Annotated in this window: 20 protein-coding genes; 6 read left to right on the top strand and 14 right to left on the bottom strand. The window is 33.9% G+C overall.

The features are described from left to right. Positions 1–35: 35 nt before the first annotated feature. The 3 genes from lspA to RH81_RS13620 are packed head-to-tail and all read right to left on the bottom strand — an operon-like array spanning position 36 to position 3,036. Complete coding sequence (gene lspA, locus RH81_RS13630; protein WP_033961240.1) at positions 36–533, bottom strand: signal peptidase II; 498 nt, start codon at positions 531–533, stop codon at positions 36–38. A gap of 6 nt (positions 534–539) precedes the next feature. Beyond that, the gene (gene fabD, locus RH81_RS13625) at positions 540–1,433 is read right to left on the bottom strand and encodes an ACP S-malonyltransferase (RefSeq protein WP_033961239.1); all 894 of its coding nucleotides are present in this window, start codon (positions 1,431–1,433) and stop codon (positions 540–542) included. Positions 1,434–1,476: 43 nt separating this feature from the next. Continuing rightward, on the bottom strand, positions 1,477–3,036 hold the full coding sequence (locus RH81_RS13620) for an NAD(P)/FAD-dependent oxidoreductase (RefSeq protein WP_033961238.1): 1,560 nt from the start codon (positions 3,034–3,036) through the stop codon (positions 1,477–1,479). 66 nt (positions 3,037–3,102) lie between these two features. On the opposite strand from RH81_RS13620, the gene RH81_RS16590 reads away from it, so the two are divergent. Then, positions 3,103–3,498 carry an SRPBCC domain-containing protein gene (locus RH81_RS16590; protein ID WP_052172555.1) on the top strand — a complete coding sequence of 132 codons (396 nt, stop codon included), beginning with the start codon at positions 3,103–3,105 and terminating at the stop codon, positions 3,496–3,498. An 80-nt stretch (positions 3,499–3,578) separates the two neighbouring features. Here RH81_RS16590 and RH81_RS13610 read toward each other — a convergent pair whose 3' ends face one another. From RH81_RS13610 to RH81_RS13565, 10 genes are all read right to left on the bottom strand, one after another. Further along, positions 3,579–7,160 carry a M1 family aminopeptidase gene (locus tag RH81_RS13610; protein WP_033961237.1) on the bottom strand — a complete coding sequence of 1,194 codons (3,582 nt, stop codon included), beginning with the start codon at positions 7,158–7,160 and terminating at the stop codon, positions 3,579–3,581. 21 nt (positions 7,161–7,181) lie between these two features. Then, the gene (locus RH81_RS13605) at positions 7,182–8,066 is read right to left on the bottom strand and encodes an ABC transporter ATP-binding protein (protein ID WP_033961235.1); all 885 of its coding nucleotides are present in this window, start codon (positions 8,064–8,066) and stop codon (positions 7,182–7,184) included. A gap of 194 nt (positions 8,067–8,260) precedes the next feature. Beyond that, the gene (locus RH81_RS13600; RefSeq protein ID WP_033961232.1) at positions 8,261–9,190 is read right to left on the bottom strand and encodes a dihydrofolate reductase; all 930 of its coding nucleotides are present in this window, start codon (positions 9,188–9,190) and stop codon (positions 8,261–8,263) included. A 181-nt stretch (positions 9,191–9,371) separates the two neighbouring features. After that, a complete protein-coding gene (locus RH81_RS13595) occupies positions 9,372–12,125 on the bottom strand; it encodes a T9SS type A sorting domain-containing protein (RefSeq protein ID WP_033961225.1) in 2,754 nt (917 codons plus the stop codon). A 232-nt stretch (positions 12,126–12,357) separates the two neighbouring features. Next, positions 12,358–13,185, bottom strand: coding sequence for an energy transducer TonB (locus RH81_RS16585; protein WP_052172554.1), 828 nt, complete (start codon positions 13,183–13,185; stop codon positions 12,358–12,360). An 11-nt stretch (positions 13,186–13,196) separates the two neighbouring features. Further along, the gene (locus tag RH81_RS13585) at positions 13,197–14,021 is read right to left on the bottom strand and encodes a thymidylate synthase (RefSeq protein WP_033961222.1); all 825 of its coding nucleotides are present in this window, start codon (positions 14,019–14,021) and stop codon (positions 13,197–13,199) included. A gap of 137 nt (positions 14,022–14,158) precedes the next feature. Further along, the gene (locus RH81_RS13580; protein WP_033961219.1) at positions 14,159–15,598 is read right to left on the bottom strand and encodes a NupC/NupG family nucleoside CNT transporter; all 1,440 of its coding nucleotides are present in this window, start codon (positions 15,596–15,598) and stop codon (positions 14,159–14,161) included. Between the two features lie 12 nt (positions 15,599–15,610). Then, positions 15,611–16,219, bottom strand: coding sequence for a bifunctional nuclease family protein (locus RH81_RS13575; RefSeq protein ID WP_033961216.1), 609 nt, complete (start codon positions 16,217–16,219; stop codon positions 15,611–15,613). 114 nt (positions 16,220–16,333) lie between these two features. Continuing rightward, positions 16,334–17,296: an electron transfer flavoprotein subunit alpha/FixB family protein gene (locus tag RH81_RS13570; protein ID WP_033961215.1), complete on the bottom strand. Its 963-nt coding sequence runs from the start codon at positions 17,294–17,296 to the stop codon at positions 16,334–16,336. Between the two features lie 21 nt (positions 17,297–17,317). Beyond that, on the bottom strand, positions 17,318–18,064 hold the full coding sequence (locus RH81_RS13565) for an electron transfer flavoprotein subunit beta/FixA family protein (protein WP_033961214.1): 747 nt from the start codon (positions 18,062–18,064) through the stop codon (positions 17,318–17,320). A 333-nt stretch (positions 18,065–18,397) separates the two neighbouring features. On the opposite strand from RH81_RS13565, the gene RH81_RS13560 reads away from it, so the two are divergent. Both RH81_RS13560 and RH81_RS13555 read left to right on the top strand, forming a co-directional pair. Further along, positions 18,398–19,381, top strand: a complete 984-nt coding sequence (locus RH81_RS13560) for a pyruvate dehydrogenase complex E1 component subunit beta (protein ID WP_033961213.1) — start codon at positions 18,398–18,400, stop codon at positions 19,379–19,381. A 94-nt stretch (positions 19,382–19,475) separates the two neighbouring features. Continuing rightward, positions 19,476–21,986, top strand: a complete 2,511-nt coding sequence (locus tag RH81_RS13555) for a DUF5686 and carboxypeptidase-like regulatory domain-containing protein (protein ID WP_033961212.1) — start codon at positions 19,476–19,478, stop codon at positions 21,984–21,986. A gap of 63 nt (positions 21,987–22,049) precedes the next feature. Here RH81_RS13555 and RH81_RS13550 read toward each other — a convergent pair whose 3' ends face one another. Then, positions 22,050–22,376 carry a hypothetical protein gene (locus RH81_RS13550; protein WP_033961211.1) on the bottom strand — a complete coding sequence of 109 codons (327 nt, stop codon included), beginning with the start codon at positions 22,374–22,376 and terminating at the stop codon, positions 22,050–22,052. Positions 22,377–22,539: 163 nt separating this feature from the next. Between RH81_RS13550 and RH81_RS13545 the strand changes: the two genes are divergently transcribed. From RH81_RS13545 to RH81_RS13535, 3 genes are all read left to right on the top strand, one after another. Beyond that, positions 22,540–23,067 (top strand): inorganic diphosphatase, encoded by a 528-nt coding sequence (locus RH81_RS13545; protein WP_033961209.1) that lies wholly within the window; start codon positions 22,540–22,542, stop codon positions 23,065–23,067. 115 nt (positions 23,068–23,182) lie between these two features. Next, positions 23,183–25,606, top strand: a complete 2,424-nt coding sequence (locus RH81_RS13540; protein ID WP_033961206.1) for a sodium-translocating pyrophosphatase — start codon at positions 23,183–23,185, stop codon at positions 25,604–25,606. An 84-nt stretch (positions 25,607–25,690) separates the two neighbouring features. After that, complete coding sequence (locus RH81_RS13535) at positions 25,691–26,695, top strand: App1 family protein (protein ID WP_033961204.1); 1,005 nt, start codon at positions 25,691–25,693, stop codon at positions 26,693–26,695. Positions 26,696–26,725: the final 30 nt, after the last annotated feature.

Genomic DNA, 26,725 nt, shown 5'->3' with positions numbered 1-26,725 from the left:
GCCTCTTCAATTTGAAGAGGCTTTTTTTAAAGTTATTATGAAGTTTGTTTTCTCCTTGAGGATATAAACCAAGTGTAGATTAACACAATCATTCCGAAAGTAACAGACATATCTGCCACATTAAAAATACCTGTTTTAAAAATGCCTCCTAAGTTTATATGGAAAAAATCAGTGACTTTGCCAAAAGCGAAACGGTCAAAAACATTGGCGATTCCTCCACCTGCAATACAACTTAATGCAATGGTACTCAATTTGTCTAAAGTCTTATTTACAATTATGTAATAGATAAGGTAACCTAGAACTAATGTTGGAAGAATTAATAACAGAACAAGTCTTAACGTATCGTTCATATCGCTTCCCATACCTAGAAAAGCACCCTTGTTTTCTACATATTGCATTAAGAATTTTTCTCCAATTAGTTGCTTGATTTCTAAATATTCAAAATTAGCACGAACGAGCACTTTTGAAACTTGATCAATTGCAATGTTGAAGATTATAAGCAAGGTAATGCTTACGTTTCTTGATAATTTCATAAAGTCTTAAGCGTTAGTTTCTAAAGTAGCTGAAGCAGTTTCAGATTCTCTATTGATTTTTTTAACAAGGCCTTGCAATACTTTTCCTGGTCCGACTTCAGTAAAATGACATGCTCCATCTGCAATCATTTGTTGTACAGATTGTGTCCAACGAACAGGAGCAGTTAATTGAGATATTAAATTTGCTTTAATTTCATTTTCATCAGTAATAGCAGAAGCCGTTACGTTTTGATAAATTGGACAGTTAGGTTTGCTAAACGTCGTGTTTTCTATTGCTGCAGCTAATTCTTCGCGAGCAGGTTCCATAAGAGGTGAATGAAATGCTCCACCAACAGGTAATACTAAAGCGCGACGTGCACCTTCTTCTTTAAGTGTTTCACATGCTCTATTAATGGCATCAACATCTCCTGAAATCACTAATTGACCAGGGCAATTATAATTTGCAGCTACTACAATACCTTCTGTATTTGTGCATACGTTTTCTACAATACTATCTTCCAGTCCTAAAACTGCAGCCATTGTACTTGGTTCTAATTCACAAGCTTTTTGCATCGCTTTTGCACGCTGTGAAACCAGTTTAAGTCCGTCCTCAAATGTTAAAGTACCTGCTGCAACTAGAGCCGAAAATTCTCCAAGAGAATGTCCAGCAACCATATCTGGTTTAAAGTTTTCACCAAGAGTTTTGGCTAGAATTACAGAATGTAAAAATATAGCTGGTTGCGTAACTTTGGTTTCTTTTAAATCTTCAGCTGAGCCTTCAAACATAATGTCTGTAATAGGAAAGCCTAAAATGTCATTTGCTTTTTCAAAGAATTCTTGTGCTAAAGGAGATTTTTCATAAAGGTCTAATCCCATTCCTGAGAACTGAGCACCTTGACCTGGAAATATATATGCGTTCATTTTAATCAAAATTTATGCTGTAAAAATAGGAATAATATTAAACTTATAAGTTAGAAGTTGCAGCTTCTGCACAACGTTCTCCATCCATGGCGGCAGAAACAATTCCACCAGCATAACCACCACCTTCACCACAAGGATATAGATTGGAGATTTCTGGATGAGCTAAACTCTCATTTCTTGGAATATTTACTGGTGACGAGGTTCTAGATTCTACACCTATTATATTAGCTTCTGCCGTATAATAGCCATGCATTTTTTCTCCAAATGCCTTAAACCCTTTTCGCAATGAACCTCCAATTAACTTTGGAAGTAGTGAGTGCAATGGTGCCGATTTTAAACCTGGTTGATAAGATGTTTCATTAAGGTCTGGAGATAATTTGCCTTCTACAAAATCGGTTAATCGTTGTGCTGGTGCAGATTGACTTCTTCCGCCAGCAGTAAAGGCTAATCGCTCTAAGCTTTTTTGATATTCTAAAGCTTTTAAAGCTCCAAAGTGTTCGTATTTATATAAATCTTTATCGACATTAATCTCAGTAACAATGCCTGAGTTGGCATACTTGTTATTTCGAGTTGAAGGCGACATTCCATTTACAACAACTTCACCATTTGCTGTTGCCGCAGGTACAATAAATCCACCAGGACACATACAAAAGGAATACACACCTCTGTCATTTACTTGTTGCACCAAACTATAAGCTGCAGCTGGTAATAATTCATCTCTTGGTTCACCTTCGCAGTGGTACTGAATACCATCAATTATTTCTTGAGGATGCTCAACACGAACTCCCATAGCAAATGATTTTGCTTTTAGTTGAATGTTTTTATCGTTCAATAAATAAAATATATCTCGAGCAGAATGTCCAGTTGCTAAAATGACTTTTTCAACATAGAGTTCATTTCCGTTTTTAAGCTGAATAGCAACGATTTTGTTGTCTTTAATGGTGAAGTCTGTAACTCTTGTTTCAAAATGAATTTCACCACCAAATTTCAGAATTGTTTCTCTTATATTCTGAACAACCTTAGGTAATTTATTAGTGCCAATATGAGGATGTGCATCGATCAATATTTGGTCTGGAGCACCATGAAATACTAGGTTCTCAAAAATTTTGCGAACATCTCCACGTTTTAAACTACGTGTATAAAGTTTGCCGTCACTATAGGTTCCCGCTCCACCTTCTCCAAAACAATAGTTTGAATCTTCATTAACAATGTGATCTTGATTTATAGCTTTTAAATCCCGACGACGATCTTGTACGTTTTTACCACGTTCTAAAATAATCGGTTTAAAGCCAAGTTCTATACAACGCAATGCTGCCCACATTCCTGCAGGACCAAATCCAATAATATGAATAGGTTTAGCTGTTGATACATCTTTGTAATCAAAAGTGTAATCTGAATTCTTTGGAACAGGCTCGTTGATGTAAACTTCAACTTTATAATTGAACATGATACGACGCTTGCGTGCATCAATTGATTTTCTAAGAATTTTAATTCCAGAAATCTGAGAAGGTTCAATATCCAGATCATAAGCTGCCTTATTAAGCAATCCGTCTGGTTTTCCTTCTTGATGTAAATTAATGCGAAGTTGCAATGCTTTTATCATACTGCGAAATTAGTTATATTTATTAGGTTTAAAAGTTTAACGAAAGAAATATAAAAACAAGATCGTATGGAATTTACATTAACAACTAAGATAAAGGCAACACCAAAACAGATTTATAAATCTTGGTTGAGCACACAGCGACATACTAAAATGATTGGTAGTCCGGCTTTTGTTTCAGATAAAGTAGGAGAAACTTTTACAGCAGGAGAGGGTTATATTAGTGGTAGTAATATCGAATTAGAACCATATAAAAGGATTGTTCAATCATGGAGAAGTAGTGATTTTAAAGATGATGAAAGTGATTCTCAAATAGAGATTTTACTTTCAGAAGAGGATGAAGAAACAACCTTAACTTTAAAACATACAAATGTGCCAGATTCTGGAGATCAATATAAAACCGGTTGGGAAGAACATTACTTTGCGCCTATGAAAGCTTATTTTGAAACTCTGAATAAAAATTAATTTCAATTAATAAATTATAAAAAAAAACACCTTTTCTATATATGAAAAGGTGTTTTTTTTAATGTGATGTTAGTAATGTTTTATTCTTCTAGACTTATACTTTTAATATTATCCTTAAAAACACGGTCTATCAAAATGTGTCTTGGATCAATAGCCGCTTTTACTGGTAATGAATCTAATTGAACCGTAATTGAAGATTTATCTTTATTAAATTTCACTCGTTTTTGCTGGTATAATCGTTTTTCATCACTATCCATAAAGAATCCAATGTCAATCCAATCATTTATCGCAACTTTTGTTTCGTTACCCAAACTGTCAGATTTTATTTTAGAACTTTCTATTTCCATTGTGATTTCAAACTTACCATTGTCTAGAGTTTTATAAGTAGCTTCTTTTAAACGGTTGTCATACAATGTGATTTCTTTAAACCAGTCTTTAATCAAATAGTTTAATGAATCTGGTACTTGCGGTTCTAAATAACGTAAGAAATCATGCGAACTAGGGTAAGGAGGTGCTTTGTAACGGTATTCTTCTAAAAAGCCTTTCATTGCTGTATTTACTTTCTCTTCTCCAATGTAATCTTGTAAAGCATACAAAATGACACTTCCTTTTCCGTAGTGAATATAGCCTTGGTTTTCTACTTGATATAAAGGTAATTCTTTTTCACGTTCACCACTACGTCCACGTAAATAGCGATCGTGATTGTATTTAAGGAATTCACGCATTTTCATAGGATTATCATTGATGTTTTTTAAAGTCATTAATGATGAATACTCTGAAAAACTTTCACTTAACATGGTGCTTCCTTGCATATAAGCGCCACAGACTTGATGTGCCCACCACTGGTGTCCCATTTCGTGTGCAATAACTGCATCAATAACATTATTCTCAGTTTCATCTTCGAGATTAATTATAAATCCGAAAGACTCTGCATATGGCATTGTTCCAGGAAATGCTTGTGCGAAATTTGAATACCTAGGAAACTCAATAATACGAGCTTGCTTGTGGTAATAAGGACCAAAATTTTGTGTAAAATATTTTAATGAACGTTCAACAGCATCAAGCATCATTTCAATATTTACATCATGCTTTTCATCATGATAGATTTCAATATCTATTCCATTCCATTTGCGTTTTGCTATTTCAAATTTAGCAGACATAAATGAATAGAAGTTGAATGAAGGCGTATCAGTTTTGTAGTGGAAGTAATTACGTCCATTCTCTTCCCATTTTTTAATTAATGAACCAGGAGCAATTGCAGTTTGTTCTTTTGAAGTTGACACTACAGTTTCAACATTTATATAGTCAGATTGTCCTCTAAAAATATAATTACCCATATGCAAGTCAGTAACACCTTCTGTAAGTTCAGGCATTCGTTCTTTTTCGGGTAAATCATATTTTTTACGAGTGTTTTTATCACTAATTTCATAGCTGTCATTATAACCCATAGTTGGTAAAATATCACCATTATTAATAAAGGTTCCATTCTTAACTATCATTGTGCTTCCTCTACCGTTAGCAAACCCTTTGGTAATATATTTGTTATTTACCGTCATTGTGATTTTTTCTCCTGGTAACAAAGGAGGACTCAATTTATAGATTGTAAATAAATACGTCGTGTCTTTATAAACTACTTTTGAGTTTGGAATAATTAGCTTTGTATCCCAACCAACATTATTATAAAAATGAAGTGAATCGATAGGTTGATCAGTCGTATTCGTTAATTCTAAATCAGCTTTTACATGGATATTTCTTTTATTAGGAAAAAGATCTAGGTAATATTTGGCATCAGTAACTTTAGGAGATACAATATCTTTGTATTTACTATATTTTTTTTCGTAATCTGCTGACAGTTGTTCTTGAGTATCACTAGAGTAGTAAGGGTTTAAAACTTGTGTGTTATAGTATACAAAAGAAGCAACGCCTAGCCAAGAAACAGCCGTTATAATTATAATACCTCTATAACTTTTTGGCACTTCTTTTCTAGCTGTTTTTATGCGACTCCATAATGAGTTTTTAGAACCTCTACTCCATAAAGCTCCAGCAATTAATAATCCTAAAAAGGATAATAAAATCCAATATAAATTAAACCATAATGTGCTTTTTAGACCAGGACCAAATCCATTCATGTCTGAATAAAAAACTGAAGCACCTCCACCAATACTTAGCATATTAGAATTAATATCTAAAACACTTAAGATGATATCCCAAACTAGTAATACTAATATGGAAATAAAGTAACCAATGTATTTATTACTTGAAAGTACCTGAATCATAATCATGATGCCACCAAAAACAATGTAAAGCGCAAGGTTTTCGTAGAAGAAATCTAAAAGATATACATCTAATTCAATTCGTGTGAATCCATGAAGCAATTGATAAATAATTGCAATACCGATAAAAAACAGGTTTAATATTGAAGTAATACAAACTAATGATAACGCTTTAGCGGCCATTGAAATGAATGACGTATGTGCAGTAGCATCAACAACTTCATTTATTTTATGATCTCTATCACGCCATATTAATTCACCACTAAAGAATATGAGAATAATTATGGTAAAGATGTTTGTATTGCCTTTAATTGAGTCTATAAGTTTATATGTAAGCGGATAAGACTGTAGTCCAAAAAACTCGAATCCACCACTTAAGTCTGCAACTAAAATAATAATACAGAAGAGGAATAGAATTTTGAAAGTGACACTTTTTATAATACTCAAAAAATTAGTGTAGAAAAAACTCTTAAACTGTATCCAATTAGTAGATGCATTATAAGTTGGATTTAACTTTGGAAGTGCAAATACAATGTCTTTTTTTGAAGTACTTACTTTTTCTTTCTTGATTTTTTTATTCTTCTCTTTGAAAGAAAAGCTAAAGTAAGAAATCATTAAAATGATCAATCCGACACTTATCCAAATCAGTCGATTCCAAAATAGAATCCCTGAAAAACCTGGACTTATCGTGTTTTTTTCAATAGGTGTAAAATATTTGGTTTCTATTCGATATGTGTTTATTCCAAAAATATCAGATAAGGCAGCTATAGTTTCATTGTCAACGTCAGACATTAACGAACCAGAAACAATATAAGCTACAATAATTAACAGTCCTCCTACAAAAGAGATTACTGTGCTTTTCCATTTGTTTGCCATAGCAAAGATGACAGCTCCTGCAAGGAACATATTTGGTAAAACAAACAATAAGTAGTTGTTTAAGAATGTTTCAAAATAGAAAGGGCCAAAGCGTGCTGGATCTATCCACTCAAAAACTGAATTTAAAGAAGTTCCTAAAAGCATTCCAATAAAAATACCCAGAAGCGGTAAGGTTGAAACGAATAGAGCACCTAAAAAGCGGCCAAAAAAGTAACCTGGTTTGCTTAAAGGTGTTGTGAATAGTATTTCATTAAACTCATTATTATGGTCACGTAATGCTGCATTATTAAAAAAGGCAACTGCCATTAATAAACTAAATATGCAAAAAATAGTAATGTGAATTGTAATGGTATATGGTGAATTACGATAGACATTTCCAATAGCTCCTCCAATTTGCACATTATCACTAACTGTTGCAAAGAACTCCATTAATGCCAATACGAATATGAAAATATACACCATAGGTTGCTTGAGTGTATATTTTAATTCTGATAAAAAGAATGTTTTAAACATGATTAAAATGGTTAGTAATGATTAGACAAGTACGTTTGATGTGTTGATTTTAGAAAAGAAAACATCCTCTAAATTAGGTGTTACTTGTTCAAATCCGTTTTGCGGATTGTCTTCACTATATATATGAATTAGTGGTTTTCCACCAACCATTTTATTTGAGATAATTTTATACTCTTTTGCATAGTTTTCGAGTTCGTCTCTACTCACAATTTTATGGAATACTTTACTTCGCAAGTCATCAATTGCTGTTTGAGGAGATCCATGAAAAACGATTTCACCCAAATTCATTATAGCCATTTTAGTGCATAATTCTCTTACATCATCTACGATGTGAGTTGATAAAATAACAATGACATCTTTACCAACATCTGCTAATAAATTATAAAAACGGTTTCGTTCGCCTGGATCTAAACCAGCTGTAGGTTCATCTACAATTATCAACTTTGGGTTTCCAATTAACGCCTGAGCAATCCCAACACGTTGTTTCATTCCTCCAGAAAATCCTTTTACAGATTTATTTCGCTTGTCGTATAAATTAACTTTATCCAATAAATACTTAACCAGTTCTTTTCGTTCAGAAGCATTTGTAATTCCTTTTAAAATTGATAAGTGATTCAATAATTGTTCTGCGGTAATTCTTGGATACACACCAAATTCTTGAGGTAAATACCCTAAGACTTTACGAAGCTCTGCTGGTTGATTTAAAATGTCTATATCATCTAAGGTTGCAGTTCCAGTATCAGCTTCTTGAAGCGTGGCTAGTGTTCTCATCAAAGATGATTTCCCAGCTCCATTTGGTCCTAAAAGACCAAACATTCCGTTTTCTAATTCTAAATTAACATTGTCTAATGCTTTAACACCATTAGCATATGTTTTTGATAAATTGCTGATTTTTAATGTACCCATTGGAAAGTGATTTTTGATTGGTTAATGTAAATAAGACGACCTACAACGAAAAGCGTTACATTTTAGTTGTTTAGCCCTACAATATAGTACTTATATAATTAGACGTAATTTTTGGGCAAAAGGTTGCCTGACTAAGAAATGAGACTTTAGATTTTTATAATCTTCTGAATAAAAAAATGAAAATAAAAAACGGTTTATGTTCTTAAATAAGTAACAAAAGAAAACGCATGAGCATGTTTTTCATCCGCATCGTGAGTAGATCTGCCAACTTCTTTCCATTGCGTTTCATCAATTTCCGGGAAATAAGTATCAGCATTTTCAAAACTAGAGTGTACGCGTGTTAACTCTATTTTATTGGCTAAAGCCATCGACTGTTTATAGATTTCTCCACCTCCAATTATAAACGGTTGTTTGTCGCTTTTTGCAGCATCAATTGCATCGTCTAAATTGTTTACGATAATAACACCTTCTGGAGCCTGATAATCACTTTGTCTTGTAATAACGATATGAGTTCTGTTTGGTAATGGTTTTGGGAAACTTTCGAAAGTCTTTCGTCCCATGATGATATGATGACCATTAGTGAGTGACTTAAATCGTTTAAGGTCATCACTTAAATGCCATATAAGATCATTGTCTTTTCCTATGGCATCGTTTTCTCCAGCAGCTACTATTATAGTGAGTTCAGATGTTTTTTTTTCTGAAGTTGTTTTGCTTTCTAAAACGTCGTTATAAGCTTGAGATTTAGCAATTACTTTTTCTTCTTTGATATACTCTTGTTTGAGTTGTTCAATACGTTCTTGTTGTTTGGCGACTAAAGCTTCACGTTGTTGGTCTTCCCATTGCTTATCCATAAATTTATGAGTAATAAATACCGTTATAAAATGGTAAATAAATAAGAATAGCCATAAAACAATAGCAATCACAAACCAATCAAGGCCTGCTATTTTAAAATCTTTACCTATACCAAGAATGGTATTTGCCAAAATTAAAAAGACAGCACCAATAAGAAAAAACACAAAATGAATGTACAAACGCTTTTTTTGTGAAATGCGTTTTTCCGCAGCTTTAATTAGCGCTAATTGCTCTTGATCTATACTTGGAGTGGTTTTCTTTTTCCCGAACATAATTATAAAATATATACAAATATAAAGTTATGATTTTTAACGCAAACCTTGACATGGTTTTAATTTAAAAATATACTGTGGCTGTTAAAATTAGTGTTCTAAATGTATCGTTAATTTCGTTTTACGACATTAAAAAAGAGCTTTCAATTATGAAAGCTCTTTTTTGGTTTGAAATGAGTTTTTACTTTTTTATAAAGCGTTTCATTCCTTTTTTATTGTCTCCTGTGAGCTCAATAATATAAATGCCTGCTTTTAAATTTGAAACATCAATAGTAGTCTTGTCAAGAGTAGCACTTACTATTTGCTGACCTAATAAATTAATAATCTTATAAGAAAGATTAGTGTTGTTATCTTTAATCTTAATATTTAAACTAGATGCTACAGGATTAGGATAGATTGAGATGCTATTACTAATATCATCAAAATCATTAACGCCAAGCGAAGGAGAAAGTACAGCTTCATACATCCCATTTCCAAATGTTCCAATTAATAAATGATTGTCTGAATGTCTATAAGCTAATGAGCTTACAAGCGCAAAACCAATTTGGCCTGGAGCTTCTCGTATCCAATCTTCATTAGTAGGATTTCCAGTACTGTATAATCCTCTTGCTGTTCCAACAAAGTAAAGCGTTTCACCATCTTCTTCTGTTATAGCTGCTGAACGTATAGAATGTGCTGATAAATTACGTTCAACTAAGGTCCAAGTAGGATTGTTACTAGTAGCATCAGCAGTGATAAAGATGCTATTCGTCCCATAATTTGCATAGGTGGCTAAAACAATATCATTGTTTGTTGGGTGTACTGCTAAACCTGTTACAAAAGAAGGGAACCCAATTGTTGCTCCTGATGGTGTAATATCTATGGATTGTGAAATGTTTGTTACATTCCATGGATCATTGAGTTTATAAATTCTTCCTTCGTCTCCACCCATTAAAAGGTAGCTCGTAGATGGGTTGTAAACCCCTTTTGAAGTTGAGAAGGTTTGAAACCAATCATTAACACCAAGATCATCATTAGTATTTCCTGCATTTTCCCAAGTACTAGATGTAACATTTGAAGCATTGCTAGTTTTGTATAATGTATTTTGACCAGCATAATACAAGGCATTATTATTGTCTGAATCTAAATAAAAATACGTTACAAACTGACTATTAGATCCTTGGGGTGTTATATCGGCTGAACCAACTACACAGTCAGCTCGAAGAAGAAACCCATTTTGTGATCCCATAAACCCAAAGCAATTACCTTCATCTCTTGAAATATCTACTGCGACTCCATCACCTCCTAATACTCCTTGTTGTGTTGTTAAATCTGGCAAACCAAAATCTGTGCCGCCAACTTTCGTGCCATTGTCTTGTGTTCCGCCAAGAACAATATCTGAGCCATTTAATGGATCTATGGCTACGTGCCAAAACTGATAAGTCTGGTAATTATTATTAAGATTTTGCCAACCTATTGTTGTTGCGGTCACATCATCGGTTTTATGGATTCCGCCATCGGTTGCAGAAAAAAGTGCATTGTTATTTTGTGGACTAAACACTAGATATTGAATGTCTGGATGATGTGGATCAATTGTAATGGAACTATAACTTGAATTTGGTGCGCCAGGTGATGATAAATAACCACCTATTTTTTTAAAACGAGTACTGTTATCTGTGATATCCTCTTTGACATAAGCACTGGTGCCACCAATTGCCACAAAATTCTCATCGTTTGGTTTCACACTCACACACAAATCCCAGCCGATTTGAACATTAAGAGGTTCAGGATTTGAGCAGTCTCCTTCAAAGGGCAATATATTACTATAGTTGATGTAGATTTGACTAGATTGATCCCAAAGCCATAAATCTGCTTCTTGCACAGGATCATTTAAACCTGTACAGCCTCCCGTGTTCTCATTAACAAATAAAGTATACAATTTATTTTGGTTAGAAGGCGCTAAAGCTAAAACCACTCTGCGTGAAGGAGTAAAGAACCCATTATTAATCCGCGTCCAATTACCAATACCATCATCTGATGTCCAAACACCTTCAACACTAGCATCGCTATCGCCAGAAAGCGCAGCATAAACTCTTCCTCCACTAGTAATGACGACATCTGTAACACCGTTAAAATTTGTCAGATTAGTTGGATTTGCAATTTCTGTATTCCAGACTGTTCCATTAAATCTTGCTATTTCACCATTGGCAGCTGCATAAAGATCACCAGTTATAGGATGCACAGCTAAACGGGTTACATAATCAAATGGTGAATCAAATGCTTCTTGAGTTGAGCCAGTTGACGGCATTTGTATCCAAGTAACTCCACCATCTGTCGATTTCCAAACGCCTTGACCCAAATATGGAGAGCCTGCAAACCCTCCTGCTGATACATTACCAAACCAAAATTCACCAGTTCCGTAATACCATGTATTCTCAAAACCAGTTCTTGGATCTTGTACTAGACAAGTTGCATTATGTATTTCGTCATAGGATGAAACTTTGTCCCAACTGTCACCACCATTTGTTGTTCTAAAGACACCACCTGTAACTGCTGCTGCAATCATTGTGTTTCCAGACGTATCACTTTTATCAATAACTAAACTTCTGGTTCTGCCACCAAAATTAGTTGGGCCTCTGTTAATATAATTGGATTCTAAGTTTCTTCCTGCCAAAGCACCACTATTTAATTGCGCATTTCTAGCCTGCTCAAACTCTTGATTTTTATCACTTTTGCTTACTTCTCCAGTTATTGGGTTTACTTGTCTGTAGTATTCGTGCATGAGTCTAGCTTCACTAAATTCAGCACGTTCATCCATAGTTTTCTTTTCTCCTTTTTGAGTTGGTGTAAATACTTTGCGCTCCACTTTACTAACCAGTTCTTGTTGGTTTGTGAAAGGAACAAGAACAACGAGTAAGATTAAAATTAAGGCACCTAAGAATAATTTTTTCTTCATGATTACTGTTTTAAAAGTTTATGATACACAGAACGTTTCTGTGTACATAGTATTAATTAAAACCTAGGGAAATTTAAAAACTAATAGCTATGTGTAATATACTGATAATTAGGTTTATCACGAAATTAGTAAGGATGAAAGTGCTGTTTTAATGTCCGAAAGTTTGGTTATAGTTATCAACCAAAAAGAGCTTTCAATTATGAAAGCTCTTTTTGGTTTGAAAAAAAAATATTTAATAAAAATCTAGTGTCATTAACAGTTTGTAGGGTGTATCTACTGCAACACCTTCCCAAATGCCAGGTGCTTTAAATTTCGGAAGACGTTTGGCAACATTAATGGCTTCAATTGCTATGGCTTTGTGGTTTGCTTTAGCATTGATGTTTTTTATTTTCCCGTTTTTACTAATTGTAAATTCTATAAGAAACTGGGTTGATTTTGCTTGAGGTAAGGCACGACTTGCCATTTCAATATCAAAACTCATTTTAATAAAGTTGGTGATTTTTCGTTTAGAACATGCTTCTAATTCTGAATTTGTAGTCTTTTTTTCACAACCTCTATAAACAGGATATCTTGTTTTGCCTTCGTTTTTATTAAGTGTAAGGTTAACATTTAATGGGAGTGAATAAGGAACAATAACTAGTTTCCCTCTTTGCATTCCTGGAGTCATTTGAGGAATTAATTTTGCAACTCTAATGGCTTCAGCTTCTAAATATTCATCATCAGCTTTAGCTCTAATATCGATTACTTTTCCGTCTTTATTTATTTTAAAAATAACAGAAATACGTATCATTCCAGGTTCAAGATCTGATTCCTCATGCATTTCTGTATTGAAATTATCTCGATAGAGTTCAGCGATTTTTTGAGACATGCAGTTTTTCTTTTCTGCATTACTTTTTTTCTTCTTACATCCTTTGTAAATAGGAACATTTTCAATAACCTCGAAGGTCTTAGCGTTTTCTGTTTTTGATATAGAATCAATTTCAGGTTGGTTCGTTGTAATCTCTTGACCATAAAGGAAGAATCCACATAACATAGAAATAGTGATAACGAGGTATTTCATGAATATAGTTTTTAAACAGCAACAGCGCCTTTAATGTGTGGGTGCGGATTGTAATCAACTAAAGTGAAGTCTTCAAAATCGAATTCGAAAATATCTTTCACATTAGGATTTAATATCATTTTTGGTAATGGTCTAATGTCACGTGAGAGTTGCAATTCTAATTGCTCAAAATGATTGCTATAAATATGAGCATCACCAAAGGTGTGGATAAATTCTCCAGCTTCGTAACCACAAACTTGAGCCATCATCATCGTGAATAAGGCATAAGAAGCAATGTTAAAAGGCACGCCTAAAAATGTGTCTGCACTACGTTGATATAACTGACAAGACAACTTGCCATCAGCAACATAAAACTGAAAAAAGGCATGACAAGGCGGAAGTGCTGCTTTGCCATTAGCTACATTTTCGTCAAACGACTTAGAAGTGTCTGGAAGAACCGAAGGATTCCAAGCAGAAACGAGCATACGACGACTATTAGGATTAGTTTTTAGTGTTTCTATAACGTCTTTTATTTGATCAACATCATCGCTGTTCCAGTTACGCCATTGATGACCATAAACAGGTCCGAGGTCACCATTTTTATCAGCCCAAGCATTCCAGATTTTTACACCATTTTCGGTAAGGTAATTAGTATTAGTATCACCTTTTAAGAACCAAAGTAATTCGTAAATAATTGATTTTAAATGTAGTTTTTTAGTGGTTACCATTGGGAAACCTTCACTTAAATCAAAACGCATTTGGTGACCAAAAACACTTTTTGTTCCTGTACCTGTGCGATCTCCTTTTTCGTTTCCTTGTTCTAAAATGTGTTTAACTAAGTCGTGATATTGTTTCATAATATGTCCCGTGAAAACAGGAATCTCTTTAAATTGTACGTCTATTTTTCAGAAAATAAAAATAAAAATTAGGCTTGAATCTTGATGATTTCAGGCGTTGATAATATAAAAAGTTATTAACTATTTATGATTCAGTATTATCCGATAATCATACCAGCAATTGTTGCAGAAATCAATGATGCAATTGTACCACCAATAAGTGCTTTCATACCAAATTTTGATAATTGTTTTCTTTGCCCTGGAGCTAATGATCCAATACCACCAATTTGAATACCTATAGATGCAAAGTTTGCAAAGCCACAAAGCATATAGGTTGCCATGATTATAGACTTGTTATAGGTGAGGTGTGTTGAGTTCGCTACATTCTTTAAATCGGCCAATTGAATATAACCAACAAATTCACTAGCTGCAAGTTTAATGCCTAATAACTGACCCATTAATGCCATGTCTTCTTTTGCGATACCAATTAACCACATTAATGGAGCAAAGGCATAGCCTAAAATTAATTCTAATGAAAGGCTTTCGTATGGTGTATTGCCAGCAATAGCATCATTTAGCGAAGTGACATTACCAACCCAACCTAAAAGACCATTAATCATAGCAATAAACGCAACAAATACTAATAACATAGCACCAACATTTACAGCTAATTTTAAACCTTCTGTTGTTCCGTTTGCAATGGCATCTAATATATTAGATCCTATTTTTTCTTGAGATACTGAAACGTCAGTATTTACTTTTTCAGTTTGAGGATATAATATTTTTGAAATTACAATTGCTCCTGGTGCAGCCATAACAGATGCTGCTAATAAATGTTTAGCAAATTTCAGTTTTAAAACTGGATCATCTCCACCTAAGAAACCAATATATGCTGCTAAAACAGCTCCAGCTACAGTAGCCATTCCACCAATCATTACTAATAAGATTTCAGACTTATTCATTTTTTCTAAATAAGCTTTAATCAGCAAAGGAGCTTCAGTCTGACCTAGAAATATATTTCCAGCTACACTTAAACTCTCAGCACCAGAAATTCTTAATGTTTTAGATAATAACCAAGCCATAGCTTTTACTACTTTTTGAATAATACCTAAGTAAAATAACACTGAAGTTAATGCAGAAAAGAATAGTATGGTTGGTAATACTTGAAACGCAAATATGAATCCATAAGAGGTAACATCCATAAATCCACCAAAAAGGAACTCACTTCCTGCTCTTGTGTATTCTAATAAATCAATAAATTTTTGACCTATGAATTCGAATATATTTTGGATAAAAGTTACTTTTAAAACACCTACGGCAATAAGTAACTGAAAACCTAAGCCAATACCGACTGTTTTCCAGTTTATCGCTTTTTTATTACTACTAAATAAGAATGCAATAAATAATAACGTAATCATTCCTAAGACACCTCTCCAAAGACTGTCTATTGAAAATCCTTGACTAGGAATAATAACATCTTGTGCTGCTGTTGCTATATTTGAAACTGTCGAATTATTGGTGACAGATTCTGAAGTTTGCGCTATTGTTGTTGTGATGCCAAAAAAAATAGCTGCAATAGCTAGTACAAAATGTTTCATCTGAAAGTGTGTTTAACGTTTAGAAATTTCGTCTCGTATTTTAGCTGCTTTTTCATAGTCTTCATTATTTACAGCTTCATCTAAAAGGGTATTAAGTTCTTTAAGACTTTTATCTTTGTAGTTTTCTTGTACGCTAGCTTCTATTTCTTCAGCAACAAAATCATCTACTAAAATACTATCTTGATCTTCTTCTCCTTTTTTAGGGTTCACTTTTAAATAAATACCAGCTTTATCTAAAATGTTTTTATAGGTAAATATTGGTGCTTGGAAACGCAATGCTAAAGCAATAGCGTCACTAGTTCTGGCATCAATAATCTCTTCAATTTTATCACGCTCACAAATTAAGCTTGAGTAGAAAACACCATCAACCAATTTATGAATGATAACTTGTTTAACAACTATATCAAAACGATCTGCGAAATTTTTAAATAAATCGTGAGTAAGTGGTCTTGGAGGTCTGATTTCCTTTTCTAAAGCGATAGCAATAGATTGAGCCTCAAAAGCTCCAATAACGATTGGAAGTTTACGGTCACCATCAACCTCATTCAGAATTAAGGCATATGCACCATTTTGGGTTTGGCTATATGAAATTCCTTTTATGTTTAATTTTACTAAGCTCATAATATATAAAACGTAAAGAACCGTTTAAATTAGGACTTTACCAACTGCAAAAGGCAGATTTATGCATAAAGAATCAAATCTAAACAGTCCTTTCAAAACACAATTTAAAAAAAATTATGCGTTTTGAGCTTTAAATGCTTTTAATTTTTCGATGAGTGTTGGTACAACTTCAAAGGCATCACCAACAATACCATAATCTGCAGCTTTAAAGAAAGGTGCTTCTGGATCTGTATTGATAACGACTTTTACTTTTGAAGCATTAATTCCTGCTAAATGCTGAATAGCTCCCGAAATACCAATAGCGATATATAAGTTAGATGCTACAGGTTTTCCTGTTTGTCCAACATGTTCTCCATGTGGTCTCCATCCTAAATCAGAAACTGGTTTAGAACATGCAGTTGCTGCACCTAAAACATCAGCTAATTCTTCTATCATACCCCAATTCTCAGGACCTTTTAAGCCTCTTCCTGCTGAAACAACAATCTCTGCATCTGCTATAGTTACTTTATCTGTTGCTCTATCTATTGACTCAACTGCTACTCCAGCTGCTGGAATTGCAGGAGAAAAATCTTCTGAAGTTGCACTTCCATTTGATTCAACCAAACCAAATGCATTTTTTGAAACACCAATAACTTTTACAGCTGTGTCAATAGTGGTCATATTAAATGCTTTGTTTGTAAACGCAGTACGTTTTATAGTAAATGGTGCTGTGCTAGAAGGCGCTTCAACAACGTTAGAAGCGAAACCAGCATCTAAACCAATTGCTAAAATTGGAGCTAAGTATTTGCTGTCTGCACTTGAACTAACAATCACAACGTCTGAACCTTCTTGCTTAGCAGCTTGCTCAATTGAACTCGCATAAGAATTAGCATTGAATGTGTTTAAATCACCATTATTTATATTTAATACTTTATCAACTCCATAATTTCCTAATTCTGAAGTGTCATTGGCATTTATTGTTACAGCAGTAACTGTAGTGCCCATTTGATCTGCAACAGCTTTGGCGTAAGAAGCCGCTTCGAAAGCTGTTTTTTTAAATTTTCCTTGTTCTGATTCTGTATATACTAAAACTGACATGTTTTTCTTTTTTTGGGTTAATTAAATCACTTTAGCTTCGTTGTGAAGTAAATTGATCAATTCATCAATATTATCTGCATCAACTAAAGTCACAGCACCTTTTGGAGCGGGCTTTTCAAATTTAACAGACGAAGTTTCTGCCGCAGCATTTGTAGGTTCAACAACCGACAATGGTTTTTGACGTGCCATCATAATTCCTCTCATGTTAGGAATACGAAGGTCACTTTCCTCTACCAATCCTTTTTGACCACCAATGACTAAAGGCAAGCTTGTTGAAACGGTTTCTTTTCCGCCATCAATCTCACGCATTGCTGTAGCACTTGTGCCATCAACATCTAAACTAATACAGTTAGTAACAAAATTTGCATTGGTTAAAGCAGCTATCATTCCTGGTACCATTCCACCATTGTAATCAATAGATTCACGGCCAGCAATCACTAAATCGTATCCTCCATCTTTAACAACATTTGCTATTTCTTTAGCGACTTGAAAACCATCTTTGGCTTCTGTGTTTACTCGTATTGCTGCATCTGCACCAATAGCTAAAGCTTTACGAAGTGTAGGTTCTGTTTCTGGTCCACCAACATTTATAACAGTAACGTTTGCGGCTTGTTTTTCTTTAAACCACATGGCACGAGTTAAACCAAATTCGTCATTTGGATTAATTACAAATTGGACACCATTAGTGTCAAATTTAGTATCGTTTTCGGTGAAATTAATCTTTGAAGTCGTATCAGGTACGTGACTAATACATACTAATATTTTCATATCGAAATAATTTATTTTGAGTGTATATTTTTTCTAGTGCACGAAGATAATTATAATAATTTGAATTTTACTATGCACGCATAGTAAAATTCATAAAAACTTTAGTTTTAATCATTATGTCTAAGAATTCTTCAGAATTATTGGCATATATCACTAATTATTCAATTTTTTGTGCTCAAAAAAATATTTCGCGGCCTTGCTTTTAGAATTGAATAGGCTGAAATCTCTTTTAAATAACTGACAGTAAAGTTTTGATACCATTTTCGGGCTTAATTTTATGTAGATTTATTATCAATAATTATTACTTTTGCTATTCGATTAAAAAACTGATACATGAAGACAATTCAATTTAGAGAAGCTATTTGTGAAGCCATGAGTGAAGAAATGCGCAGAGATGAGAGCATTTACTTAATGGGAGAGGAAGTTGCAGAATACAACGGAGCATATAAAGCTTCAAAAGGTATGTTAGATGAGTTTGGCGCAAAACGTGTTATTGATACACCAATTGCTGAACTTGGTTTTGCTGGTATAGCAATTGGTTCTACAATGACAGGGAATCGTCCTATCGTAGAATACATGACCTTTAACTTCTCGTTAGTTGGTATTGATCAAATTATAAATAACGCAGCCAAAATTAGACAAATGTCTGGTGGACAATTTAAGTGTCCAATTGTATTTCGTGGTCCTACAGCATCTGCTGGTCAGTTGGCAGCAACACACTCTCAAGCATTTGAAAGCTGGTTTGCAAACACACCAGGATTAAAAGTGGTTGTTCCTTCTAATGTATATGATGCAAAAGGCTTATTGAAATCTGCTATTCGTGATGATGATCCAGTAATTTTTATGGAAAGTGAGCAAATGTATGGTGATAAAGGAGAAGTTCCAGAAGGAGAATACACTATTCCGTTGGGAGTTGCAGATATCAAGCGTGAAGGTACAGATGTCACTATTGTTTCTTTTGGAAAGATTATTAAGGAAGCATACAAAGCAGCAGACGAATTAGAAAAAGAAGGTATTTCTTGCGAGATTATCGATTTGAGAACTATTCGTCCTTTGGATAGAGAAGCTATTGTGAAGTCTGTTAAGAAAACAAATCGTTTAGTGATTTTAGAAGAAGCTTGGCCTTTTGGAAATGTTTCAACTGAAATTACATACCTTGTGCAATCTGAAGCCTTTGATTATTTAGATGCTCCAGTTGTAAAAATTAATACAGCAGATACACCTGCGCCATATTCGCCAGTATTGCTAGAACAATGGTTGCCAAACAAAGATGAGGTTATTAAAGCTGTCAAAAAAGTAATGTATATAAATGCATAATAGGTTTTTATAAACCATCTAATAAATCGTAATTTTTTGCGTTAATAAACTTCAATAACACCTTTTTACTTGATTGCTGATGAAGTTTTTGCCTATGAATTTTAAACTACTTCTTTTTTTCTTTTTCTTCGGAATACTTTTTGGTTTCTCACAAACCAAGGTTAGTGGCCTTGTGTTTGATGAAAACAACGAGCCTGTAGCATTTGCAAATGTGATATTTAAAGGCTCAACTGAAGGTACTATAACAAATGAAGACGGACGTTTTTATTTAGAATCTGAAAACACTTGGGATACTGTTATCATCTCGTTCTTAGGGTACGAAATAAAGGAAATAGTACTTGATAAAAAGGTGAACTATGACTTGAGGTTTATCCTTAAAGAAGAAGCTTCAGCACTTGACGAAGTTGTTATTGTATCTGGAAAACAATCAAAAAAAGCTTCAGAAAATCCTGCCATTAGAATCCTAAAGAAAATATGGGAGCGCAAACGGCAAAATGGCTTGAGTCAGTTTAAACAATACGAATACGATAAATACGAAAAAGTAGAATTTGATCTTAATACCATTGATAGTGCTCTTATAAAAAGTAAGCTATTTAGAGGTATGGAATTTGTTTTTGAAGAAGTTGATACCTCTAGCGTAACTGGTAAAACTTATTTACCAATTTTTATAAACGAAGCAGTAAGTACAGTTTATGGAGATAATCAATTAAACAAAGAGAAGGAAGATCTTAAAGGAAATAAAAATTCAGGATTTAATAATAATCAGGTAATTATTGATTTTATAGATGACTTATATGCAGATTTTGATGTTTATGAGAACTATCTAAAGTTTTTCGATAAGAGTTTTGTGAGTCCGTTATCACGAACAGGAATTCAAACCTATAATTATGTGCTTTCTGACAGTGCATTTATTGATAACAAATGGTGTTATAACATCATCTATTACCCACGACGTAAAAATGAACTGACTTTTAAAGGTGATTTTTGGGTAAATGATTCTACGTATGCGATTAAGGACATCAATTTGCAAGCGTCTAAAAGCGCAAACATAAACTGGGTAAAAGAAATTTATATAGAGCAAGAGTTTGAAGTTTTAAATGATTCTGTATTCTTAATTAAGCGTGATTACATGCTGTCTGATTTTGCTTTAAATAAAAAGGAAAAATCTCGTGGTGTCTACGGAAAGCGAACAACACTATACGAAAATTACGTATTTGACGAGCCTAAAGAAGAGTCATTTTATGATGAAGAAGTCTATTTTTTCGATGAAGATGTATACAATCGTGATGATGAGTTTTGGGAACAAAACAGATTAGAATCTCTAAATAAAGACGAAAAAGGAGTTTATAAAATGTTAGACACGCTTAAAACAGTTAAGAAGTTTAAGCGTCTTTATAATATAGGAAGTATTCTAGCCTCTGGTTATGTAGAATTCCCAAGTATTAATTTTGATTACGGACCAATTTTCTCCACATTTGGATACAATGATGTCGAAGGACTGCGTTTGAGAACAGGAGGAAGAACCTATTTTAGTCGAAATGATTTATGGAGACTAGAAGGTTTTGTAGCTTATGGTTTTAAAGATGAAAAGTTTAAATACGGAATTTCAGGTAAATGGTTACTGAATAAAAAGAGTAGGTTTATCCTATTTGGAGGTCATCGACGTGATGTAGAACAAATAGGAGCTAGTTTAACTAGTTCTACAGATGTTCTTGGACGAAGTCTCGCATCTAATGCTGTGTTTACTGCAGGAACCAATGATAAGTTAACCAGTCTCAATTTAACAACAATTGGTTTTGAGATGGAACCAGTACGAAATTTTGGTTTCAGATTAAATGCCAGTTATCGTACTTTAGAATCGGCTTCACCAACATTTAGTTTGGATTATAACGATCCGTCAGCACCAAATGGAGTGTCGTCAGAATTAAAACAGTTTGAAACACGATTTTCACTAGCCTATTATCCAAAGCGTCAAATGACAGGTTATGGTGTAGAGCGTAAGGAAAAGAACGAGAATTTTGCAAGATTATTTACTCAGGTTAGTCAAGGTATTGAAGGTGTAATGAATAGTGATTTTGACTATACTAAAGTTCAGTTCTCTTATATTCAACCATGGCAAGTTGGAGGTTTTGGTCGTTTGACAACGTCTTTAGAGGCAGGGAAAACTTTTGGCGAAGTGCCTTTAGGATTATTAAGTGTCGTACCAGGGAATCAGACCTATTTTTCAATTTACAATACCTTTCCACAACTTGATTTTTATGAGTTCGTAACCGATACGTATACTTCGATGCATATTGAGCATAATTTTAATGGACGCTTATTTTCGAGAATTCCGTTTTTAAAGAAGTACAACTTAAGGTTTGTTCTTGGTTTAAGGGGTGTTTGGGGAGATTTGTCTGATGAAAACATAGCTTTAAATACGACTGGAAACCCAGTTGAAATTCCATTAATTGCACCGAATAGTCGTATTTATTATGAATACAGTTTTGGTGTTGCTAACATATTTAAAATACTAAGAATCGACTTCAATTTTAGAGGTAACTACTTCGATAATACTGATGCTAGACGTTTTGGAATAACGGGAAGTTTTGGTTTTTATTTCTAGCAGTTTTTTATTCTCTAAATAGAAGTTTGGACTAACAATACTGGTTGTTGGTAATTGTGTAACCTATCTATTCAGTAATTTATCTGAGATTTTATATTTGGCTGAGTACTGAAGGTCAGTTTGGGTTTTTTTGAATTCAAAAAACGCCCTATTGTACCATTTTGGATCAGTGGCTTTTTTTCTATAGTCTTCATTTAGTTTCACATCAAAGGATGCTCCTTTCAGACGAGGTTCAATTTCATAGATACCAATTCCAAATTTCTCGATTCGTTCTAAGACAATTGCAAAATCAGCTTCGGAAAAATAGGATATTGAATCAGAGTCAGATTCTTTATTTAGGTTTTCTAAGTTTAGAAAGATATTTTTTGCAAGAAATTCTGTTTTTTCCATATTGTAGTTAACTGATTAAATCTCGATAAAGATACACATTATCTGTTTCCGTCTTCCAGATTTCCGGAACTTTTGCACACGGTTCTTAAATTTAAAATCATAGGTGTTTTTAATTGCCCAACGCTCAACAAAGCATTATCTTTGTACCCCAAAAATTTAAGATATGACACCAGCAGGAAAACTAACGTTTGATGTATTGATAGAAATCCCAAAAGGGAGCCGAAATAAATATGAATACGATTTTGAACTCAATAAAATACGTTTTGACCGTATGCTATTTTCATCCATGATGTATCCTGGAGATTATGGGTTTATACCAGAAACTTTAGCCTTAGATGGTGATCCTTTAGATGTGTTGGTAATGGGTTCAGAACCTACTTTTCCAATGTGTGTGATGGAGGTAAAGCCAATTGGTGTATTCCATATGGCAGATGAAAAAGGACCAGATGAAAAATTAATTTGTGTACCAGTTACTGATCCTATTTGGAATACTTACAATGATATTGACGATTTAAATCCACATAGAATAAAAGAAATTACACACTTTTTTCAAGTGTATAAGGACTTAGAAAAGAAGAAAGTAGATGTTGGTGGTTGGGGAAATGCTGAAGAAGCTTATGACATTCTCAATAAGTGTATAGATAGATACGAAAACAGTGAACATAAAACAAATGGAGACTTTTCTATATAGGTAATAAATAGTAACTATTAGACAACCCTTTTGTAATAAAACAAAAGGGTTTTTTAGTTTTAATGGTTTTCACTACTTTTGCCCAGCTAATTAATAAATCAAATAAAATTAAAATATGGAATCACTAATGATTTACATGCCAATAGTTTTGGCGCTTTTAGGATTAATTTACATGCTTGTAAAGAAATCTTGGGTAATGAAACAAGATGCAGGAGATGGTAAAATGAAAGAAATTTCAGATCACATCTACGAAGGAGCACTTGCTTTCTTAAATGCTGAATATAGATTACTAGCTGTTTTTGTTGTAATCGTATCAGTTTTACTAACTGTTGTATCTTTTATAGTACCAACAACACACTGGTTAATTGTAATTGCTTTTATCTTTGGAGCTGTATTTTCTGCTTATGCTGGAAATATGGGTATGAAAATCGCAACGAAAACAAACGTTAGAACAACTCAAGCAGCTCGAACAAGTTTACCAAATGCACTTAAAATCTCTTTTGGAGGTGGAACCGTAATGGGTCTTGGTGTTGCAGGTTTGGCTGTATTAGGTTTAACAGGTTTCTTTATCTTTTTCTACAATTACTTTATGGGTGGAGCAGATGGAGTTTTCTCTGTTGATAAAATGACTATTGTCTTAGAAACTTTAGCTGGTTTCTCTTTAGGAGCTGAGTCTATTGCACTATTTGCTAGAGTAGGTGGTGGTATCTATACTAAGGCTGCCGATGTTGGAGCTGATTTAGTTGGTAAAGTTGAAGCTGGTATTCCTGAAGATGATCCTCGTAATCCTGCTACAATTGCAGATAACGTTGGTGATAATGTAGGTGATGTTGCAGGTATGGGAGCCGATTTATTTGGATCTTATGTTGCTACAGTATTAGCGGCTATGGTTCTAGGGAACTATGTAATTAAAGATATGGGTGGATCTATTTCTGATGCTTTTGGAGGTATTGGCCCAATTTTATTGCCAATGGCAATTGCTGGTGTAGGAATTATTATCTCTATTATCGGAACAATGTTGGTGAAAATAAAAAGCAATGATGCTAAAGAGTCCCAAGTAATGGGTGCTTTAAATGTAGGAAACTGGGTGTCTATAGGTTTAGTTGCTATATCATGTTTTGGTTTAGTCACTTGGATGTTACCAGAAACTATGCAAATGAACTTCTTTGGTGAAGGTCTACAAGAAATTTCTTCGATGCGTGTATTCTATGCTACGCTTGTTGGATTAGTCGTTGGAGCAGGAATTTCTTCGGTTACTGAATATTATACAGGATTAGGGAAAAGGCCAATTTTAAAAATTGTACAACAATCAAGTACTGGAGCTGGTACAAACATTATTGCTGGTTTAGCTACAGGTATGATATCTACATTCCCTTCAGTATTATTATTTGCTGGAGCAATTTGGGCATCTTATGCTTTTGCTGGATTCTACGGTGTGGCATTAGCAGCTTCTGCAATGATGGCTACTACAGCTATGCAGTTAGCAATTGATGCATTCGGACCAATTTCTGATAATGCAGGTGGTATTGCTGAAATGAGCGAACAAGAACCAATCGTTAGAGAACGTACAGATATATTAGATTCAGTTGGAAATACAACTGCTGCAACAGGTAAAGGATTTGCTATTGCTTCTGCAGCATTAACGTCATTAGCATTATTTGCTGCTTACGTAACATTTACAGGAATTGACGGAATTAACATCTTTAAAGCACCAGTATTAGCAATGTTATTTGTTGGTGGTATGGTACCAGTAGTTTTCTCTGCTTTAGCAATGAATGCTGTAGGTAAAGCTGCTATGGAAATGGTAGAAGAAGTACGTCGTCAGTTTAGAGACATTCCTGGAATTATGGAAGGTACTGGGAAACCAGAATACGATAAATGTGTTGCGATTTCTACTGAAGCTTCTTTAAAAGAAATGATGTTACCAGGTTTATTAACTATTGGATTCCCATTAGTAATTGCATTTGTGCCAATGTTATTTGGTATGGATAATTTAGCTATCGCTGAAATGTTAGGTGGTTATATGGCTGGTGTTACAGTTTCAGGTGTATTATGGGCTATCTTCCAAAACAATGCTGGAGGTGCTTGGGATAACGCTAAGAAATCTTTTGAAGCGGGTGTTGAGATTAATGGAGAAATGACTTTTAAAGGTTCTGAAGCACATAAAGCAGCTGTTACAGGAGATACTGTTGGAGATCCATTTAAAGATACATCTGGACCATCAATGAACATCTTAATTAAATTAACATGTCTTATTGGTTTAGTAATTGCTCCAATATTAGGTGGACATGCAGAAGAAACTGTATTAACTAGTACAGATGTTGAGGTTGAAACTGTAATTGGTTCTTCTAGAGATTTAGCACAAGCTACTATTACGTATACAACTGTTGAAAATGGAACTGAAGTTACCAAAGAAGAAATCTTCAAAGGAACTAAAGCAGAAGTTGAAGCACACCTAGAAGCGTTTGAAAAAACGACAACTAATGTTGAAGGTGAAGTTGAAAAAGTAATTACAAAGATGGACGTTACTAAACAATAGTTTATACATTACATAAATATAAAAAAGCCACGTTAATCGTGGCTTTTTTTATTAAATTTAGTTTTTAAATTCTAATCGTCTTAGATGAACTGGTTCAAAAAAGATCCTTTACAAATTGTAATCTTTCAAAGTTATGGCACTGAAACGCATTTTTACATGCGTGGAAGAGCTTTAGAGGACGAAACGATTAACTTAGAGCAAAAGGGTTTGTTTGGATTGTTTGTCAATTCATGGAAGCGTTTTGAAACCGATGAGATCAAAAATACTGAGCTCAAAATTACCTTACCAAATAAAACCATTTTAAAAGCAACGACAGATGATCATGGTTATTTCAAGATAGATGAGCGGGTTGAAGGGTTAAATGCTTTAGCTAACGATGAAGGTTGGCTCAACATTGAAGCATCATATGACGATGTCAATATTAAGCGGAGTATTCAAAATGATAATAGGTTTCCCGGTGAATTATTGATTCCTTGTCCTAATGCAGATTACGGTGTGATAAGCGATATTGACGATACCATAATTCATACTGGTGTTGTGTCTACATTAAAGTGGAAGGTACTTCTTAATAGTATTTTTAAAAATGCCGCAAGCCGTATTCCCTTAGAAGGTGCTGCAGAGTTTTACCATAAATTGCATCGAGGTCCTACAGGAACAAATGCCAATCCCATTTTTTATGTGAGTCATAGTCCATGGAATTTATATCGCTACTTAGAATTCTTTTTAAAACAAAATACCTTTCCTAAAGGCCCAATTTTATTACGAAGTTTTAAAGATATCTTTAGAAAGAAATCTGGAGACCAACCTCAAAAACATATTGAAATTATAAATATCCTAAAAACCTATCCGAAGTTAACCTTCATTTTAATTGGAGATAGTGGTGAACATGATGCCGATATTTATATTGATGTAGCTAAAGAGTTTCCGGCTCAAGTTGCTGCAATTTATTTGCGCAGCGTAACCCATAAAAAGAAAATGCAACGTGTCATTTCTTTATTTAAAGATTATAAACAAATACCTGTTTTATTGGTGGATAGTAGTTCTCAAGCAATTGAACATGCCAAAACACATGGATTTATTAAGTTATAAATTTGTTTACTATATTTTAATAAATCTAAG

This window comes from Psychroserpens jangbogonensis (assembly GCF_000797465.1).
Lineage (GTDB): Bacteria > Bacteroidota > Bacteroidia > Flavobacteriales > Flavobacteriaceae > Psychroserpens > Psychroserpens jangbogonensis.
This window is presented reverse-complemented; position numbering and strand designations above follow the sequence as displayed.

Coding starts and splice junctions, on each gene's coding strand:
- lspA (WP_033961240.1), bottom strand. CDS start 533: ATGAAATTATCAAGAAACGTAAGCATTACCTTGCTTATAATCTTCAAC.
- fabD (WP_033961239.1), bottom strand. CDS start 1,433: ATGAACGCATATATATTTCCAGGTCAAGGTGCTCAGTTCTCAGGAATG.
- RH81_RS13620 (WP_033961238.1), bottom strand. CDS start 3,036: ATGATAAAAGCATTGCAACTTCGCATTAATTTACATCAAGAAGGAAAA.
- RH81_RS16590 (WP_052172555.1), top strand. CDS start 3,103: ATGGAATTTACATTAACAACTAAGATAAAGGCAACACCAAAACAGATT.
- RH81_RS13610 (WP_033961237.1), bottom strand. CDS start 7,160: ATGTTTAAAACATTCTTTTTATCAGAATTAAAATATACACTCAAGCAA.
- RH81_RS13605 (WP_033961235.1), bottom strand. CDS start 8,066: ATGGGTACATTAAAAATCAGCAATTTATCAAAAACATATGCTAATGGT.
- RH81_RS13600 (WP_033961232.1), bottom strand. CDS start 9,190: ATGTTCGGGAAAAAGAAAACCACTCCAAGTATAGATCAAGAGCAATTA.
- RH81_RS13595 (WP_033961225.1), bottom strand. CDS start 12,125: ATGAAGAAAAAATTATTCTTAGGTGCCTTAATTTTAATCTTACTCGTT.
- RH81_RS16585 (WP_052172554.1), bottom strand. CDS start 13,185: ATGAAATACCTCGTTATCACTATTTCTATGTTATGTGGATTCTTCCTT.
- RH81_RS13585 (WP_033961222.1), bottom strand. CDS start 14,021: ATGAAACAATATCACGACTTAGTTAAACACATTTTAGAACAAGGAAAC.
- RH81_RS13580 (WP_033961219.1), bottom strand. CDS start 15,598: ATGAAACATTTTGTACTAGCTATTGCAGCTATTTTTTTTGGCATCACA.
- RH81_RS13575 (WP_033961216.1), bottom strand. CDS start 16,219: ATGAGCTTAGTAAAATTAAACATAAAAGGAATTTCATATAGCCAAACC.
- RH81_RS13570 (WP_033961215.1), bottom strand. CDS start 17,296: ATGTCAGTTTTAGTATATACAGAATCAGAACAAGGAAAATTTAAAAAA.
- RH81_RS13565 (WP_033961214.1), bottom strand. CDS start 18,064: ATGAAAATATTAGTATGTATTAGTCACGTACCTGATACGACTTCAAAG.
- RH81_RS13560 (WP_033961213.1), top strand. CDS start 18,398: ATGAAGACAATTCAATTTAGAGAAGCTATTTGTGAAGCCATGAGTGAA.
- RH81_RS13555 (WP_033961212.1), top strand. CDS start 19,476: ATGAATTTTAAACTACTTCTTTTTTTCTTTTTCTTCGGAATACTTTTT.
- RH81_RS13550 (WP_033961211.1), bottom strand. CDS start 22,376: ATGGAAAAAACAGAATTTCTTGCAAAAAATATCTTTCTAAACTTAGAA.
- RH81_RS13545 (WP_033961209.1), top strand. CDS start 22,540: ATGACACCAGCAGGAAAACTAACGTTTGATGTATTGATAGAAATCCCA.
- RH81_RS13540 (WP_033961206.1), top strand. CDS start 23,183: ATGGAATCACTAATGATTTACATGCCAATAGTTTTGGCGCTTTTAGGA.
- RH81_RS13535 (WP_033961204.1), top strand. CDS start 25,691: ATGAACTGGTTCAAAAAAGATCCTTTACAAATTGTAATCTTTCAAAGT.